At 68.5% G+C, this 15,951-nt stretch carries 16 protein-coding genes and 2 pseudogenes; 12 read left to right on the forward strand and 6 right to left on the reverse strand.

All coding sequences use genetic code 11. The annotated features are described in order from the left end of the window. The 3 genes and pseudogenes from NM2_RS45485 to NM2_RS53260 form a co-directional block, all read right to left on the reverse strand. Window positions 1-492: IS701 family transposase (locus NM2_RS45485; RefSeq protein ID WP_245718567.1), on the reverse strand; the 492-nt coding region annotated here is incomplete at its 3' end. Further along, window positions 374-1,369, reverse strand: coding sequence for a TIGR03617 family F420-dependent LLM class oxidoreductase (locus NM2_RS48490; protein WP_084532341.1), 996 nt, complete (start codon window positions 1,367-1,369; stop codon window positions 374-376). The genes NM2_RS45485 and NM2_RS48490, both read right to left, overlap by 119 nt. 127 nt (window positions 1,370-1,496) lie before the next feature. Further along, window positions 1,497-1,619: pseudogene (locus NM2_RS53260) on the reverse strand (CoA transferase); the annotation flags it as partial. Window positions 1,620-2,087: 468 nt separating this feature from the next. Between NM2_RS53260 and NM2_RS52390 the strand changes: the two are divergent. The 9 genes and pseudogenes from NM2_RS52390 to NM2_RS52795 all read left to right on the forward strand — a co-directional run bounded on the left by NM2_RS52390 (window position 2,088) and on the right by NM2_RS52795 (window position 10,370). Then, window positions 2,088-2,504: a Zn-ribbon domain-containing OB-fold protein gene (locus NM2_RS52390; RefSeq protein ID WP_067683550.1), complete on the forward strand. Its 417-nt coding sequence runs from the start codon at window positions 2,088-2,090 to the stop codon at window positions 2,502-2,504. Next, window positions 2,501-3,676, forward strand: coding sequence for a thiolase family protein (locus NM2_RS45495; protein ID WP_067683553.1), 1,176 nt, complete (start codon window positions 2,501-2,503; stop codon window positions 3,674-3,676). The genes NM2_RS52390 and NM2_RS45495 overlap by 4 nt, the downstream gene beginning before the upstream one ends. Beyond that, window positions 3,676-4,509, forward strand: coding sequence for an enoyl-CoA hydratase/isomerase family protein (locus tag NM2_RS45500; protein WP_067683583.1), 834 nt, complete (start codon window positions 3,676-3,678; stop codon window positions 4,507-4,509). The genes NM2_RS45495 and NM2_RS45500 overlap by 1 nt, the downstream gene beginning before the upstream one ends. A 20-nt stretch (window positions 4,510-4,529) precedes the next feature. Next, complete coding sequence (locus NM2_RS45505; RefSeq protein WP_245718565.1) at window positions 4,530-5,741, forward strand: acyl-CoA dehydrogenase family protein; 1,212 nt, start codon at window positions 4,530-4,532, stop codon at window positions 5,739-5,741. Beyond that, window positions 5,717-6,892, forward strand: a complete 1,176-nt coding sequence (locus NM2_RS45510; RefSeq protein ID WP_245718566.1) for an acyl-CoA dehydrogenase family protein — start codon at window positions 5,717-5,719, stop codon at window positions 6,890-6,892. Before NM2_RS45505 ends, NM2_RS45510 begins: the two co-directional genes overlap by 25 nt. Window positions 6,893-7,000: 108 nt before the next feature. Further along, the gene (locus NM2_RS45515) at window positions 7,001-8,629 is read left to right on the forward strand and encodes a CocE/NonD family hydrolase (protein ID WP_067683559.1); all 1,629 of its coding nucleotides are present in this window, start codon (window positions 7,001-7,003) and stop codon (window positions 8,627-8,629) included. A 53-nt stretch (window positions 8,630-8,682) separates the two neighbouring features. Then, entirely contained in the window at window positions 8,683-8,883 is a 201-nt protein-coding gene (locus tag NM2_RS45520) for a hypothetical protein (protein ID WP_157121979.1), read from the forward strand. Between the two features lie 376 nt (window positions 8,884-9,259). After that, window positions 9,260-9,736, forward strand: a pseudogene (locus tag NM2_RS53265) (AMP-binding protein); the annotation flags it as partial. Then, on the forward strand, window positions 9,717-10,370 hold the full coding sequence (locus NM2_RS52795) for an AMP-binding protein (protein ID WP_067683564.1): 654 nt from the start codon (window positions 9,717-9,719) through the stop codon (window positions 10,368-10,370). The pseudogene NM2_RS53265 and the gene NM2_RS52795, both read left to right, overlap by 20 nt. A gap of 120 nt (window positions 10,371-10,490) precedes the next feature. Here the strand turns inward: NM2_RS52795 and NM2_RS48505 are convergent. Then, a protein-coding gene (locus NM2_RS48505; RefSeq protein ID WP_439956997.1) for an IS5 family transposase occupies window positions 10,491-11,289 on the reverse strand; the annotation gives its coding sequence in 2 pieces (ribosomal slippage) (window positions 10,491-10,967 and window positions 10,969-11,289; 798 coding nt in all). Between the two features lie 120 nt (window positions 11,290-11,409). Beyond that, window positions 11,410-12,209, reverse strand: a protein-coding gene (locus NM2_RS48510; RefSeq protein WP_157121985.1) for an IS5 family transposase whose coding sequence is annotated in 2 segments (ribosomal slippage) — window positions 11,410-11,876 and window positions 11,876-12,209 — 801 coding nt in all. Because the reading frame shifts where the segments join, the coding sequence is not laid out codon by codon here. A 71-nt stretch (window positions 12,210-12,280) separates the two neighbouring features. Between NM2_RS48510 and NM2_RS45545 the strand changes: the two genes are divergently transcribed. After that, a complete protein-coding gene (locus NM2_RS45545; RefSeq protein ID WP_067683573.1) occupies window positions 12,281-12,487 on the forward strand; it encodes a hypothetical protein in 207 nt (68 codons plus the stop codon). A gap of 220 nt (window positions 12,488-12,707) precedes the next feature. Here the strand turns inward: NM2_RS45545 and NM2_RS45550 are convergent, their stop codons facing one another. Then, complete coding sequence (locus tag NM2_RS45550) at window positions 12,708-13,562, reverse strand: helix-turn-helix transcriptional regulator (RefSeq protein WP_218026126.1); 855 nt, start codon at window positions 13,560-13,562, stop codon at window positions 12,708-12,710. A gap of 93 nt (window positions 13,563-13,655) precedes the next feature. On the opposite strand from NM2_RS45550, the gene NM2_RS45555 reads away from it, so the two are divergent. Together NM2_RS45555 and NM2_RS45560 are read left to right on the forward strand one after the other, a co-directional pair. After that, window positions 13,656-14,612 (forward strand): SDR family NAD(P)-dependent oxidoreductase, encoded by a 957-nt coding sequence (locus NM2_RS45555; protein ID WP_067683580.1) that lies wholly within the window; start codon window positions 13,656-13,658, stop codon window positions 14,610-14,612. A 472-nt stretch (window positions 14,613-15,084) separates the two neighbouring features. Beyond that, window positions 15,085-15,885 (forward strand): IS110 family transposase, encoded by an 801-nt coding sequence (locus NM2_RS45560; protein WP_067683595.1) that lies wholly within the window; start codon window positions 15,085-15,087, stop codon window positions 15,883-15,885. The last annotated feature ends 66 nt before the right edge of the window (window positions 15,886-15,951 follow it).

The following is a 15,951-nucleotide window of genomic DNA, read 5'->3' on the forward strand; positions in this document are numbered from 1 at the left end:
GGCCTTGGCGAGAGTGGCCTTGGTGGCGAATTCCACGTTACCGGGCACGTTCGCCTCGGCGCAACGAGCGCGATCCTCGGTCCACGACTTGGGCAGATACAGTTCCCGATCGATCAGAGTGCGACCCTTCGCACTCGTATACGCGCAGAAAACACCCAGTTGACAACTCTCGATCCGCCCTGCGGTTCCAGAGTACTGCCGTTGCACCCCAGCGGATTTCACCCCCTTCTTCAAAAATCCTGTCTCGTCAACCACCAGCACACCATCCGGGTCACCCAGGTGCTGCACGGCGTAGGCGCGCACGTCATCGCGCACCCCGTCCACATCCCACGCCGCCTTGTTCAGCAACCGCTGCATCCCATCCGGGGTGAGATCATCCGCCGCCTCGGCAAGCGTCCAGCCATTCTTCCCCGCCAACGGCGCCAGCAACCCCCGCACATACGCCCGCGCCCGCAACCTCGGCTCCGCACGATAAAAACGACCCGCTACCAGCCCAAACAAATGCGTCCAGCACCTCGTCATCGATCAGACCGGCCATCTCGGCCCATCGGTTCGCCCGGGACAGCGCGTGCAGCTCCTCGCCAAGTGCGCCCCAGCCGTGCCGGTCCAGCACCGCCCGGTAGGCCGGGGTCGAGCCGTAGAAGGCGATCTGGCCACGGACGGCGGCGGCCGCGGTGGCGAGTTCGGACTCGGTCCGGCCGACCACCAGGAACGGTGCGCCGACGATGTCGAAGCCGCCCATGCCCGCGCCGGCGTGCTGTCGGCCACGCGCCAGCGCGGGCAGGGTGACCTCGCGCAGGTACGCCTCGGTGGTGAAACCGTGGCACAGGAAGCCGTCGGCCACTTCGCCGGCCACCTCGGTCATCAGCTCGCCAACCCCGGCCAGCAGCACCCTGGGCGGTCCGCTGGGGTGTGGTTCCGGCGTGAACATCGGCGTCATCAGGGTATGCGTGAAGAACTGGCCTCGGAAGTCCAGCGGAACGCCGTCGTACCAACAGGACCAGATGGCCCGCATGGCCAATACGAACTCGCGCAGCCGCGCCGCCGGGTGCGACCACGGCATGCCGAACCGGCGAGTGATGTGCGCGCGGACCTGGGTACCCAGCCCGAGCAGCAGCCGACCTCCGGAGAGCACCTGCAGGTCGTTGGCGAGTACGGCCGTCGACATGGGGTTTCGGGCGAAGGACAGCGCGATCGCGGTGCCCAGCGTGATCCGGTCGGTGGCCGTCGCGGCCAGGCCGAGCGCCAGGAACGGATCGTGGTTGATCTCGCTGGCCCAGACGCCGTCGAAGCCCTCCCGCTCGGCCCGAGCGGCAGCATCGCGCGGATCCAGCGAGGCGGTGATCGGCAGGCTCGTGTCGATCTTCATGTGGCGACTCGTCCGTTCTGGTCGGGGCCGCAGACCCGGTCGGGCGGCAGCGGCGGGTGGGACAGCGCCTCCCGGGCCGGGCGCGCCACCGGCGTGCCGTCGGGAGACGGTGCTTGAACGGATTCCCGTTGCCGTCCTTCAGGTCCTTCACATACCCGTTCGCCAGGATCTGAGGATCGGACAGCACGTCGATCGGCCGCTGCAGGGGCGCCCACGCGCCGCCGGTGGAGTTGAGGATCTCGGCAGCCTCCTCGTATGTCTTGCCGCCGAAAAGGTCCTGGAGCTCCGCGACTGCCTCGCGGTTGTTCGCCCCACTCGGCGAGGATGGCCCCCGCTACTGGCACATACGTCCAGGACGCCACTTCGAGCACACGGATTCCGCTCATGATCTGGACCACTGGTGCTCCTCGTCGTTGATGGCGCCCCGCTCACATGATGCTCGGCGCAAGTGGTGCTTGGCACGCTGGCCATGTTTCGGTTATAACTGAACTCGATGTCAGAAACAGAAACAAGAATCTATGGACTCGCTGGAACCCTGTGTGGACCGTGAATAGATCCCGGAGCAAGTGGATTTTTGCGACGATACGCCGAGGCCGGTCATTGAGAACGCACCGTCAGAATTAGCGACCCGGCTTCTCGCTCTGCCCCATCGGTCGCATCGTCGTCGGCCGGAGGTATCAGCGGACACTGGACTCGGCCTGGTCCGTTCGGAGGTTATATGCCCGGCCTTTCTCTTCCCGAGCCACGCTTCGAAACCGAGCCGTTCTGGACCGGCGGCGAGCGCGGCGAGCTGCTGATCTATCGCTGCGACGACTGCGGCCTGTGGCTGCACCCGCCGAAGCCGGTCTGCCGCCGCTGCCTGTCCCGCTCGGTCGGCCCGATGGCGGTGTCGGGGCTGGGCACGGTGTACAGCCATACCGTCAACCATCAGCCGTGGATCCCCGGCGTCGCCGTGCCGTACACGCTGGCGATCGTCGAGCTCGACGAGGAGCCCGGGTTGCGCGTGTCGACCCGGCTGACGGGCGCTGAGCCCGCCGATGTCCGCATCGGGCAACGCGTCACGGTCGTTTTCGAGCACCGCGAGGATGTCTGGCTCCCCTACTTCACGCCTGTTCCCGAGGAGGCCGAACGATGACGGAGGTGGCTATCAGTGGCATCGGGCAGTCGGCTGTCGGCAGGCGCCTCGGCCGGTCGCCGCTGTCCCTCACCGTGGACGCGGCCCTGGACGCGATTGCCGACGCTGGGCTGACCACGGCGGACATCGACGGCGTCTCGACCTGGCCGGGCGCGATGGCGGCGACGCCCGGGTTCTCCGGCGTGGGCTGCTGGGACATTCAGGACGCGCTCGGACTGTCGCTGGACTGGTACAGCGGCGGCATGGAATCCCACGGTCAGCTCGGCGCTGTCATCAATGCGTACGCGGCAGTGTCTGCGGGACTGGCGAACCACGTGCTGTGCTTCCGCACAGTGTGGGAGACCACGGCACAGACCGCGGGCCGACGCGCGTCGGTTATCGGCGCCGGGTCCGACCGTATCGACGGTGCACAGCAGTGGATGATTCCGTTCGGCGCGGTGTCGGCGGCGAACTGGTGCGCGCTGATCGCCCATCGGCACTTCCATGAGTACGGGACCACGCGGGAGCAGCTCGGCGCGCTCGCGGTCAACCAGCGTGCCAACGCCGTGCTCAATCCGAAGGCGATCTTCCGGCAGCCGCTCACCCTGACGGACTACCTCGCGGCACGTCCGATCTCCGAGCCGCTGGGCCTGCTGGACTGCGACATCCCCGTCGACGGCAGCACGGCGGTGGTCGTGTCACGTGCTGACTTTGCCGCAGACTCTCGGAAGCCGCTGCTGACGATCGCCGCGCATCATTCGGCGCTGTCCGGGCGGCCGTACTGGGACCAGCACGAGGATCTGACGACGATGGCCGGCGCGGCCGGAGCCCGTTCGTTGTGGTCGCGCACGGGTTTGACCGTCGACGATGTCGACGTCGCCGGGATCTACGACGGGTTCACGATCCTGACGATCGTCTGGCTCGAGGCGCTCGGCGTGTGCGGCAAGGGCGAGGCCGGTACGTTCGTGGAGGGCGGCAAGCGGATCGCGCGGGACGGGCCGTTCCCCCTCAACACCGGGGGCGGTCAGCTGTCCGCGGGACGGTTGCACGGCTTCGGTCACCTGCACGAGGTCTGCCTGCAGCTGCGCGGCGAAGCAGGGGAGCGGCAAGTGCCCGCCGATCCGGAGGTCGGCCTGGTCGCCGCCGGCGGCGGCGAGATGTGCGGCGCGCTCCTGCTGACCAGGAACTCCTGATGGCCGCCCACGACGTGACCGGCACGGACCTGGTCGAGGCCGGGTGGCTCGAGAAGGGCGTCAAGCTGCTGCGCCTGAACCGCCCGGAACGGCTCAACGCGATCACCTCCGCACTGATCGGTGCCCTGCTACGGCGGCTCGACGAGGCCGATGCGGACCGCGACTGCCGCGTCGTCGTCATCACCGGCGTCGGCCGCGGCTTCTGCGCCGGCGCCGACCTGCGGGGCGGTGATCCGGGCATCGAGCCGCCGTTCGAACCCCGGCCGGGCCCGGTCGGCACGTTCCAGGTCCAGGAGCAGTACTCCAGCGTGACCAGCAGGCTGCGCGCTCTCGGCAAACCCGTGATCGCGGCCGTCAACGGGCCGGCCACTGGCGGAGGTCTGGCCTTCACCCTGGGCTGCGACATCAGGTTCGCCGCCGCGTCGGCCCGCTTCTCCGCCGCCTTCGCCCGGGTCGGCCTGTCCGGCTGCGATATGGGCACCGGATGGCTGCTCAACCGGATCGTCGGCGCCGGTCGTGCCCACGAACTTCTGCTCACCGGCCGCATCATCGACGCCCAGGAGGCACTGCGCATAGGCCTGGTACTCGACGTCGTGCCCGATGACCGGCTCCTGGAGCGTGCGCTCGAGACCGCCAGGCAGATCGTCGCCAACTCGCCGTTCGGGGTGAAGATGACCAAACAGGTGATGTGGGCCGGGCTGGAGATCCCCGGCCTGGAGGCTGCTATCGCCCTGGAGAACCGCACCCAGGTGCTCGCCTCCACCACCAGGGACGGCGTCGAGGCGATGACCGCGTTCGCGGAGCGCCGCGGACCTGATTGGAGCGACAGTTGATACCCGGAGCCGAACGTGACGTGACGAACGACCGGATGGCGACGGCCGATGAGGCGGCGGCGCTCGTCGATGCCGTGCTACGGGACAATCCGCCCACGGCCACGGACCCCCGCGCCTTCCTGGCCGCCCGCTTCGACGCCGGTCTCGCTTGGGTGTGGGCGTCTCGCGGTGAGGGCGGCCTCGGTGCCGATGCCGCGCTGCAGCAGGTGGTCGAGGAGCGCTTCGCGGCGGCAGGCGCGCCCGCGCCATTCCGCTGGAACCCGATCGGGATCGGCATGACCGGACCGACCCTGCTCACGCACGGCACGCCCGAGCAGCGCGCCCGGTACCTGCGGCCGCTGTACTCCGGGGACGAGGTGTGGTGTCAGCTGTTCAGCGAGCCCTCGGCCGGGTCCGACGTGGCTGGCCTGTCCACGCGGGGCCGCCGTGACGGTGACGAATGGGTCGTCGACGGGCAGAAGGTATGGACCTCTTACGCTCACGTGGCCCGCCGTGGCCTGCTGATCGCCCGGACCGACCCGGACCTGCCCAAGCACAACGGCCTGACCGCCTTCGTCCTCGACATGCGGGCCCCTGGTGTCGAGGTACGGCCGCTGCGACAGCTCACGGGCGAGGCCGAATTCAACGAGGTTTGGTTCACCGGCGCGCGGATCCCCGACAGCCAGCGAGTGGGCGCCGTCGGCGAGGGGTGGCGCGTCGCGGGCACCACGCTCATGAACGAGCGCGTCTCCCTCGGCGGCGCGCTCAATTCCTTCGCCGCGGATCTCGGCGCCCTCACCCTCGACGCCTACCGGGCGGCCGCGGCCCGCAGCGGCCCGGACCCGGTCAGCCGCGACCGGGCGGTGCGGCTTTGGATGGAGGCCATCGTCAACCGCCTGACCGCGGAACGGTCGACGGCCAACGGCGCTCGTGGCAAGCCGGGGCATGAAGGCTCGGTGCTCAAGCTCGCGGACGCGGAGACCCGCCAGCGCGTCGCCGAATTCGTCCTGGACCTGCAGGGAGCGGCCGGGATGCTCGTCACAGGCTTTGATATGCGCAGGCCCGAGCTGCCGCTTGGCGACGCCGCCACTGGCCGCGACATCGCCGGCACGTTCCTGCGCTCCCGAGCCGGCACTATCGAGGGCGGGACCTCCGAGATCATGCGCAACATCATCGGTGAGCGCGTCCTCGGCCTGCCTGGCGACTTCCGGGTCGACAAGGACATCGCATGGAAGGACATCCCCCGCGGATGAACGCGCTCACTTTCACCGACGAGCAGGAGCAGCTGCGCGACACGGTTCGCGCATTCCTGGCGAAGGCCTCGCCGGAGGCCGAAGTGCGTCGCATGATGGAGACTGGTCCTGGCTTCGACGCCGCGGTGTGGCGGCAGCTGGCCGCGCAGCTGGGCCTGCCCGGACTGCACATTCCCGAGGAGTACGGCGGCGCCGGGTACGGCTGGGCCGAACTGGCGGTCGTCCTCGAGGAGATGGGCGCGGCGCTGCTGTGCGCGCCATTCCTGGCCACGGTACTGGCTGCGTCCGCGCTGCTGGCGAGCGGCGACCCGGAAGCACGGCACGACTTGCTTCCTGGCATCGCCGAGGGGACGGTCACTGCCACCGTTGCCTTCGCCGACACCCAGGGCCGGTGGGACGATACGGACTCGGCCGAGGCCCAGCTCGGCGCCGATGGCTGGCGCCTGACCGGCGTCAAGGGTTTCGTGCTCGACGGCGCCACGGCCGGCCTGCTGCTGGTCACCGCCCGTACCGGCGCCGCTACGGGTGATGGCGACCGTGTCGGCGCCCAGCGCTCGTTGTTCGCGGTCGCGGCGGACGCGCCCGGTCTCACCCGCACCCCCCTGCCGGTCATGGATCTCACCCGCCGGCAGGCCGAGCTCGTCCTCCAGAACACGCCGGCCCGGCTGGTCGGCGCCGAGGGCGGCGCGGACGCGGTCCTCGAGCATGTGCTGCAGTTGGCCGCGATCGCACTCGCCTGCGAGGGTGTCGGCGGCATCCGGACCGTGCTCGGGCAAGCCACCACATACGCCTGCCAGCGGTTCCAGTTCGGCCGGCCCATCGGCTCGTTCCAGGCAGTCAAGCATCGCTGCGCCGACATGCTGGTAGCCCTGGAGACCGCGAAGTCGGCCGCCTACTACGCGGCGGCCACCATCGGCGCCGCCCCGACCATCGGCGACGCAGGGCTGGCCCTGGCCGCCTCGCTCGCCAAAGCCTGGGTGGGCGACGCGTTCGTACGCGCCGCCGAGGACAATATCCAGCTGCACGGAGGCATCGGATTTACCTGGGAACACCCGGCGCACCTATACCTCAAGCGGGCCAAGAGCGCGCAGCTGATGTTCGGGGCCCCGGCCCGGCACCGCGACCTGATCGCTCGTCACTTCGCGCTGTGACCGCGGGGCCCCGTACCGGAGCCGCGGCCGCCCGCACCGGGCAATGAGGGGATTCCCGCGGGCAAGGCCGGGCCGTGTATCGGATTTCGGCGAAAGGAAAAGCGAACTATGGCAACAGAGAATGACATCTACATTCCGATGCGGGACGGGATTCATATCTCCGCCGATGTCTACCGGCCTGACTCTGTCACCCGCGGGCCCGTCGTCCTGATCCGCACCCCCTACGTCAAGAACCTCTCGGTCAGCCCGGCGAACACCGGCAGCTGGACCACGCTCGGCGCGGATGGCCGGCCGCGGTCGGTCATGAGGGGCATGGTCGCCGCGACCGGGCAGCTGATGGAGCGGTCGATCCCCGCTCTGGTCGAGGCCGGCTACACCGTCGTCGTGAGTGACAGCCGCGGCACGGGCTACGCCGAGGGCACCTATGACTACTACAACATCGAGGGCGGGCCACTCGACGGCTTCGACACTGTGGAGTGGATCGCCGAGCAGCCCTGGTGCGACGGAAACGTCGGCATGTGGGGGGTGTCGGGCAGCGCGATCCTCGCCCACGCCGCGGCGCTCACGTCGCCGCCGCATCTGAAGGCCATCGCGGCCTACATGTGCCCGGCCGACTTCTACCTCGACCAATGGTTCCCCGGCGGGATGTGCCGCTACGAGGACCGGGTCCGATGGCCGATGCTCATGCAAGACTGCATCGCCCCGCTGGACCCCGGCTCGGCCGACGGCCCGGGCTACGAGCGCAAGCGCCTGATTTTCGAGCAGCGCTACTACCGGTACTACGACCGGATGACCCGCGGCCAGAGCCCGGTGCCCCTGGACTGGGCCGCGGAAGCCCTGTCCCACGACCGCTACGACGAGTTCTGGCAGGCGCGCAGCTTCGACCGCCGGCTCGCCGGGGTCACAGCGCCCGTCCTCAACGTCGGCGTGCTGCACGACCACTTCATCCGCGGAACGATGCGGTTCCACGAGGGGCTTACCGTCCCGCGCCGGATGCTGCTGGTCCCGGGGGCGCTGGACCTGGACGCGAGCGCCGGAGACGGCGGCCTGGCCGCCCTGCAGATCCGGTGGTTCGACTACTTCCTGCGCGGCACCGAGAACGGCGTGCTCGACGACCCGGCCGTGCGGTATTACCTGACCGGTGCACGGCAGTGGACGGACCAGCCGGAGTGGCCGGCAGTCTCCGAGCCGACGCCGCTGTTTCTCACTGCGGCCGGCGGCCTGGCCTGGGAGCCGACGGGCCAGGGCGACTCGCTGCTGCTCTCGCACGACCCCGCCGCCCCCAGCCGGACACCGGGCGACGCCGGCGACCAGCGGTCGTTCGGACCCGGAGCTCTCACGTTCACGACGCCACCGCTGGCCCGCGACCTGACCGTCGTGGGCCAGCCCCGGCTGGCGCTGTCCGCGGCCCCGGGCGCGACCGACGTGGACTTCTGCGTCCGGCTCAGCGACGCGTTCCCCGACGGGTCGGCCCATCTGCTGAACGTCGGTGCGCTCAAGGGCCGCCACGTGCACTCGCACGAGCACCCCGCCGACCTCGAGCCCGGCCAGGCTTACCAGTTCGACATCGAGATCCTCACCGTCACCAACGTCTTCCGCCGGGGCCACCGGATCCGGGTGGACGTGTCGGGCGGCGACTTCCCGTTCTATGCCCCGAACCCGGTCAAGTCGCAGACCGATATCTTCTGTGGCGGCGACGATTCGTCCCGGCTGATCCTGCCCATCGCCGGTAACTGATGCCGTGCCCCGGCCGAGTAGGGCGACCCATCGGTGACATCAATCTGACGAGATTGCACAACAAGCTGCGTCCGGCGAGTCGCGCGGAGCGGGTAGGCCGGACGAAGCGGCGTCGCGGTTCGTGCCCGCAGGCACCCCACCAGTACGCCGACGCCGTACGCCAGATCGTCGGCGATATCGGCCCGGACGGAACCGGGCAGGCGGCGGCCGTCACGCCGGGCGGCGGCACGAATGAGGGCCGGGCCGAACAATAGTGAGCCGGAGGCGGCGCGCCGCCACCACCGCCGCGCGGCCGTGCGGCCCGGCGGTGCCACACATCCCAGCACGAGCAGTGGAGCCGCGAAACTGGACGCCGTACCGGCCGATCCCGCTCCGGCCCGCCGCTGTCACGGTGAGCAGGCGTAGCGGGGAGCCGCCCATCCACTTTTCGGGCGTCAGCACCGTGACCTCGGAGTCCAGGATGACTCGGAAGCCGTTGGGCAGCGGTGCTGTCACGGTGCGGGTTCGGTGCTGCTCATGGTCGATCGAGGGCTTCGGATGGGGGCATAGTGTCACTGAGTGACAAAAGGGAGTCGCACCGCGCCGTCCGTTGTATTAATGACAGCGCGGAGAGGCTGGGGGAGCGGCCCGATGCTGTACGACGAACACGGCGCCACGCTCGCCTTTGCCGGGTTCCGATCCCGTGCCGAGCGTGTCGCGGCCGCGCTTCATGCCGAGGGAATCGGCCCCGGGTCGAGGGTGGCCTGGCAGCTGCCGACGCGGATCAGCACCGTCCTGGTGACGGCCGCGCTGGCCCGCCTCGGGGCGCTGCAGGCGCCGATCATCCCGATCTATCGCGGGCGGGAAACCGGTGCGGCCGTTGTCGCGGCCAGTGCTGACGTCATCCTGGTCCCGGGTGTATGGCGCGGTACGGATTACGCCGCGATGGCCGCTGCGCTGCCGAACAGCCCGCGCGTGATGACGATCGGTATGGATGCTCCCGAATCGGTGGACGTGGTGGGCTTACCGCCGGAACCCGTTGTCTCCGAAGATATCCGGTGGATCTATTTCACATCGGGTTCATCCGGGTTGCCCAAGGGGGCGTGCCATGCCGACGGATCCTTGCTGGCCGGGGCGCGGATTCACCCTGAGGGGCGGATTCGGGCGGCGGTCCGGCGAATTCGGTGGCATCCCCTTCCCGATCGCCCACATCGGCGGGGTAATCTACCTGATTACGATGCTGACGGCCGGTTTCCCCGCCGTCCTGGTCGAGGCGTTCGACCCGGCCACCACCTCGGAGCTGTTCCACCGGTACGGGGTGACGTTCACCGGCGGCAGCACCGTGTTCTACACCGCCCTGCTCAACGAACAACGCAAGCTGGGCCCCGGCGAGCGGTTGCTGCCGAGTCTGCGGTTGCTCAAAGGGGGTGGTGCGCCGTGTCCGCCCAGCGTGTTTCACGCGGTGCGCGCCGAACTGAACGCGACGGTCGCGCACGACTACGGCGCGACCGAGGTGCCGATGATCTGCGTGGCCTCGCCCGACGATACCGACGAGCACCTGGGAATCGAAGCTTCTTTTTTTCGCGCTTTGACAAGCGTTGTGAACAGCTCAAGCGAGAGCTGCCCATCCAGGCCAGGGCCGGGGGCCGAACTCTCCACGGATGCAGGCCAATCGGTGACGAGCCTGCTGTTGACGGTCTTGGTGTCCGATGGCGCTTTGCGCTGCCATGGTGGTCATTCGGAACTCCCGTATATCCCGTAGCAGCTTGAACCCTGCCCATTCGGTGACGTCGTGACCGTATACAGTGCAGAATTCGCCGTACTGTTCCGCGCTGATCCAGCCGAATGACGACCACTTGATCGCGGTGTGCACTAAGAACTCCTAACAAAGTGTGAGGTTGGTCAGTCGTCGCCAGCAGATGATGCTGCAGGCCAGGCTGAGGAAGGCTTCGTGGATGTCGTCGCGGATTTCCCAGCGGATGCGCAATCGTCGGAACCAGTGCAGCAGCGCGAAACTCTGTTCGACCACCCAGCGGTGCACACCGAGACCGGAGCCGTGTTCGACGCCGCGACGAGCGATGAACGGGGTGATTCCCTTGTCTCGCACCAGTTTGCGGTACTTGTCGTGGTCGTAGCCGCGGTCGGCGTAGAGAGCGTCCGGGCGTCGGCGAGGACGCCCGCGCCGTCCCCGGACCGGCGGGATCGCCTCGATCAGGAGCATGAGCTGGGTGACGTCGTTGCGGTTGCCGCCGGTCAGCGACACCGCGAGCGGGATGCCATGCGCTTCGGTGATCAGATGGTGTTTCGAGCCGGTCCGGGCACGGTCGACCGGGCTCGGACCGGTTTTTGGGCCGCCTTTCCAGCGCCCGCACGTGGGAGCCGTCGATCACCGCCCTGGACCAGTCCAGCGCCCCGGCGGCGTTCAGTTCGGCCAACAGCGTTTCGTGCAACCGCTGCCAGACCCCGGCTTCGTTCCAGTCCCGCAGCCGCCGCCAACACGTCATCCCCGAGCCATAGCCCAGTTCTCGAGGCAGGAATTCCCAGGGGATGCCGGTGTAGAGCACGAACAGGATGCCGCACAACACCTTACGGTCATCGAGGCGTTTACGGCCGGGATGGTGTGTCTTGCGGGGGATCACAGGCAGCAGGGACGCGATGCGCTCCCACAACCCGTCGTCGATCTCCCAGGGCTTACGTTGTGCCGTCTCATACCTCCAGTCACAGATGGCACAACAGGAACACCAACCGATCCGGCATCATTCCCCCCACCAGCCCCACTTTGTTAGGAGTTCTAAGAGCTCCTATCGAGTTCGATTGCTCAGTCGTCGCCAGCAGATCAGAGCTGCGGCGAGGTCGAGGAATCCGTGGTGGATGTCGATGTGTCGTTCCCATCGAATGGCCAATCGACGGTACTGGTGCAGCAGGGCAAAGGTTCGCTCGACGATCCAGCGGCCGGCGGTGACCTTGTCACGGGTGCCGCGGCGAGCGATGTAGCCGGTGATATGTCGTTGCTGCAGTTCGGAATACACGCTCGGGTAGTCGTATCCCTTGTCCGCGATCAAGGTGGTGATCCGGCGGCGGGGGCGGCCCGCGCGCCCCCGAAGTGGCTTCACCCGATCCAGGAGTGTGGGCAGCATCAGGTGGTCGTTGACGTTGGCCGCGGACAACGCGACGGCGAGCGGGAATCCGTTTGCGCAGGTCAGGATGTCGTGCTTGGAACCGGTCTTGGCACGGTCGACCGGGCTCGGACCCGTTGCGGCGCCCCTAATTTCGCCCGCACGTGCGAGCCGTCGACCATGACCCGGTCGAAGTCGATCAACCTGGCCGCGTGGGCGCGGGCGAGCACGGCCTGATGGATCTGCTCGAACGCCCCGGCGGCCTGCCAGTCCCGCAACCTGCGCCAGCAAGTCATCCCGGACCCGAATCCCAATTCCTGGGGCAGGTCTTCCCACCCGATTCCGGTGATCAGCACGAACAAGATCCCCTGCAGCACCAGCCGCGAGTCCATCTGCGCTGGTCCCGGTGTCCCGGCCGGTTTCACCGACAGTAGCGGTTCGCTTACCGCCCACAACTCGTCATCCACGATCCACGGCGCTGCCACAACGAAACATCCTGCACCGCAACCGAACCCGATGCCACCCGACAGAACCTGTTAGGAGCTCTAACACGCTGTTGAAGAACAACGCCTACATGCAGAACTTCCTCATGCTCGCGCCCGCGATCGCCGCGACCGACAGCTTCACCGCGGCGGCGAAGGCACTGGGCCTGTTCGCCGAGGGCGACGCGGACTACCTCACCGACGACCTACCCACGATTCTCGGCCGTCCGGGACGAACCTTCCAGCAGTTCGTCACCGAGTTCGCCACGGCATTCGCATAAAAGTAGTTGTCGACCGGGTGACCTACCGCTCGCGGCTGGCCCGCCACATGACACGCTGACGACAGCGAACATCCGCTAATCGGCTACCGGACGTTGGAAGACCCTGTTGCCCAAGCAGTCTGGGCGATTGCCCAACGAGCGATATGAGCCATGAGCGGCCGTTTGCCAGAAATCCGGGCGGAAGCCCGATGGCGCGCCGAGACGCTTCCGAGAAGCTGTTTCAGAGCTGTAGCGACTGGGTGCCGAGGATGGTGGCGAGGGACAGACGGTCGGCGTCCTCTGTGCCGGGCTCGGCGGTGTAGACGCTGATGCGCAGGTCGTCGAGGGCGACGAGTAGCGTGTCGCAGTCGAGGGTGATCGGGCCGACCGCCGGGTGGTCGATGGTTTTGCGACGGGACGGGTCGGCCATGGTCGGCGGGGTTTCGGCGTTCCAGAGTTCGGCGAACCGCGGGCTGTTGGCGACCAGGTCGGCGACCAGGTCCTGCAGGGCGTGGTCGGCTGGGTAGCGTGACGCGGTCAGGCGTAGGTCGGCAACGAGCCGGGCTTCGTGTTCGGCCTGTTCCTGCGGAGTGTGCCGGACCCGTGAGGGCAGCCGGGCGACGTTGCGCCAGACGGCGTTACGTTCCAGTCCACGCCAGGCGCTCGTGTCGCCCATGAGCGCGTCGTAGGGCGCGTTGGCCAGCACAAGCGTCCAGGTGGCGTCGTAGACGACCGCCGGTGTGTGTGCAAGCCGGTCGAGCAGCCGCTGCACGCTCGAGGTGAGCCGTGCGGGCACGACGTCCGGGCCGGGCGCGGCGTGCCCGGCCAGCCGGTAGAGCAGGTCACGTTCGGTGTCCGCCAGGCGTAGTGCGCGGGCCAGCGATTCCACGACCTGTGTCGACGGTGCTGTCGCGCGTCCTTGTTCGAGGCGGGTCAGGTAGTCGGCCGAGATGCCGGCGAGCGCGGCCAGTTCTTCGCGGCGCAAACCGCTGGCCCGGCGCCGCCGGGACGCGGGGACGCCGACGGCCTCGGGTGCCGTGCGGTCGCGCCAGCGGCGCACCGTCCGACCGAACTCCCACACTTGCACCTGGTCCATTCTGAATGAGCCCGCCCTGGTTGTCCTGGCCCCGGCAGTCCTACGAAAACCGGTCGACTGGCTGCGGCCCGAAGGGGCTCGCAGGCTGGAGTCATGACGGAAATCGGAACAGTTCTCATCACCGGCCCCACCCGCAACCTGGGCCGGCACGCCGTGCTGGCCATGGCCGACCGTCCGGACGGGCTGCGGCCCGACCTGCTGCTCGTCGGCCGCGCCGGGCGCGACCTGACCGCGGTCGCCGACGAGGCTCGTGGCCTCGGGACGCGCGTCCACGAGATCGGCTGCGACCTGGCGAGGCTGGCCGACGTCCGCGCCGCCGCGGCCACCGTGCGCGGGTTGCTCACCGACGGTGCCGTCCGTCCGCTGCGCGCGCTGGTCGCTAACGCCGGCATCATGTCGGCGGACACACGGCAAGCCTCGGCCGACGGCTACGAGCTGAGCTTCGCCGTCAACTACCTGGCCCACGCGCAGCTCATCGGCGACCTGCTCACCGCGTTCACCGCCCCGGCGCGGGTCGTGTTGGTCGGCTCGAACACCTACCACGCCAACTTCTGGCGCAAGCTGCTGCACGTGGCCGAGGCCGAGTGGGCCGACCCCGTGGAGCTCGCCCGGCCGGCCGGTGGCGAGCAGACCTCGGGCATGACGGCCTCGGGCGTCGCCTACTCCAACGCCAAGCTCGCGATCCTCTACTACGCCCACGAGCTGCAGCGCCGGGCCGGCCAAGGAATCAACGTGTCGGTATTCGAGCCGGGCTGGATGCCCGGCACCGCCCTCGGCCGCGGTGCCCCTGCGGCGTTTCAGGTGATGAGCCGGGCGTTGGGCCGGATCCCCGGTGTCTCGACGCCGCGACGCTCGGGACCGCTGCTGGCCGCGATGGCTCTCGACGACCAGTGGTCGCACCTGCGTGCCGGCGCGTTCGTGGTGAAGACCAAGCTGACCGAGGTCCAGCCCGTCGCCCACGACCCGGACCGGGAGCGGCGCCTGTGGGAGGCGACCGCCCAGCTCCTGGCGGGTGCGGGCGCGTCGCTTGTCCGGGACACCGAGACGTGAGCCCGAGACCACCGACGCGGTGCGCCGAGCTGCCGAACCGCGTCGCAATAAGTTTGTCGAGAATACCGCGCGGTCGTCTCCTGCGGGTCTGGCTCAGCGAGTTCGCCGCAGGCCGCGGCAGTGGTGTTTCGAGGGCCTTGGTCTCTATCACCCCATCCGGGACAACGAAAGCATGGGAAAGGACCCGGGGCGGCTTCGCTGCCCTGCGTGGACACTGAAATCGTCTACGGGCTTTGCGTTCCGGCGCGGTTGCATGGCAGATGCAGGCGGGGTGCGTGTCACGGCCGACCCCGGTCGCTTTGCGATGCTGTGAGCCCGTTGGGAAAGGTGGTGGTGGAGGCAGGGCGGTTCTCGTCCTTCGCGGGATCCGTGGATTGTTGCCCCGAGCACGTGTAGGAAATTCCTGTAGTTTTCCGTCTCCCCGTGATGCGCACCCTGACAACGGATTTCGTTCGAACTGGAGGTCGTCATGGTGGAGGTCGTGCACGCGCGGTGCGCGGGGATCGACATTTCGAAGAAGGACGCGAAGGTGTGCGTGCGTGTCCAGGGCGCGGGCCCGCGGGCGACGAAGACGACGGTGACGACCTGGGGCTCGATGAGCAGCCAGATCCTCGCGCTGCGTGAGCATCTGATCGCCGAACAAGTGACCTGCGTGGTGATGGAGTCGACCAGCGATTACTGGAAGCCGTTCTACTATCTGCTCGAAGACGGGCTGAACGTGATGCTGGTCAACCCCGGCGAGGCCCGTAACCGGCCGGGCCGCAAGACCGACGTCAGCGACTCGGCCTGGCTCGCCGACCTCGGCGCGCACGGACTGTTGCGGGCGTCGTTCGTTCCGCCGCCGCCGATCCGCCGGTTGCGTGATCTGACCCGTGCCCGCACTGCTGTGCTGCGTGATCGCGCCCGGCAGGTGCAGCGGATCGAGAAGATCCTCGAGGACGCCGGAATCAGCAAGACCCGGCCCGGCAACCGGTATCTCGAGGCCGCGCTGGGCATCGCCGCGATCTCGGTATCCCGTTCCAAGAACACCTATTTCGCGGCCAAGTACAGGCGCATCAGCACGCGCCGCGGCCCCATGAAGGCCATCGTCGCGGTCGAACGCGCCATGGTCGTGGCCGCTCACACCATGCTCGCCCGCGGCGAGTTCTATCGCGATCCTGGCCCCAACTACTTCACCGCCCGCAAGCCCGGGCCGGTGAAGGCCCGCGCGGTCGCGCAGCTCGAAGCCCTCGGCTACGAGGTGGCACTGCATCCACGTGCGGACACAGCTTGAAATCCTCGGTCGCGCTGCTGGTCACCAGCTGTGGTCACCTCCGATTTCGTAGGAAAGGAACCGGAG

It is taken from the genome of Nocardia miyunensis NBRC 108239, assembly GCF_001613065.1.
GTDB lineage: Bacteria > Actinomycetota > Actinomycetes > Mycobacteriales > Mycobacteriaceae > Nocardia > Nocardia miyunensis.

Excerpts from the sequence above, each read along its gene's own strand:
- NM2_RS48490 (WP_084532341.1), bottom strand. The coding sequence starts at position 1,369 with ATGAAGATCGACACGAGCCTGCCGATCACCGCCTCGCTGGATCCGCGC.
- NM2_RS52390 (WP_067683550.1), top strand. The coding sequence starts at position 2,088 with ATGCCCGGCCTTTCTCTTCCCGAGCCACGCTTCGAAACCGAGCCGTTC.
- NM2_RS45495 (WP_067683553.1), top strand. The coding sequence starts at position 2,501 with ATGACGGAGGTGGCTATCAGTGGCATCGGGCAGTCGGCTGTCGGCAGG.
- NM2_RS45500 (WP_067683583.1), top strand. The coding sequence starts at position 3,676 with ATGGCCGCCCACGACGTGACCGGCACGGACCTGGTCGAGGCCGGGTGG.
- NM2_RS45510 (WP_245718566.1), top strand. The coding sequence starts at position 5,717 with ATGGAAGGACATCCCCCGCGGATGAACGCGCTCACTTTCACCGACGAG.
- NM2_RS45515 (WP_067683559.1), top strand. The coding sequence starts at position 7,001 with ATGGCAACAGAGAATGACATCTACATTCCGATGCGGGACGGGATTCAT.
- NM2_RS52795 (WP_067683564.1), top strand. The coding sequence starts at position 9,717 with ATGCCGACGGATCCTTGCTGGCCGGGGCGCGGATTCACCCTGAGGGGC.
- NM2_RS45550 (WP_218026126.1), bottom strand. The coding sequence starts at position 13,562 with ATGGACCAGGTGCAAGTGTGGGAGTTCGGTCGGACGGTGCGCCGCTGG.
- NM2_RS45555 (WP_067683580.1), top strand. The coding sequence starts at position 13,656 with ATGACGGAAATCGGAACAGTTCTCATCACCGGCCCCACCCGCAACCTG.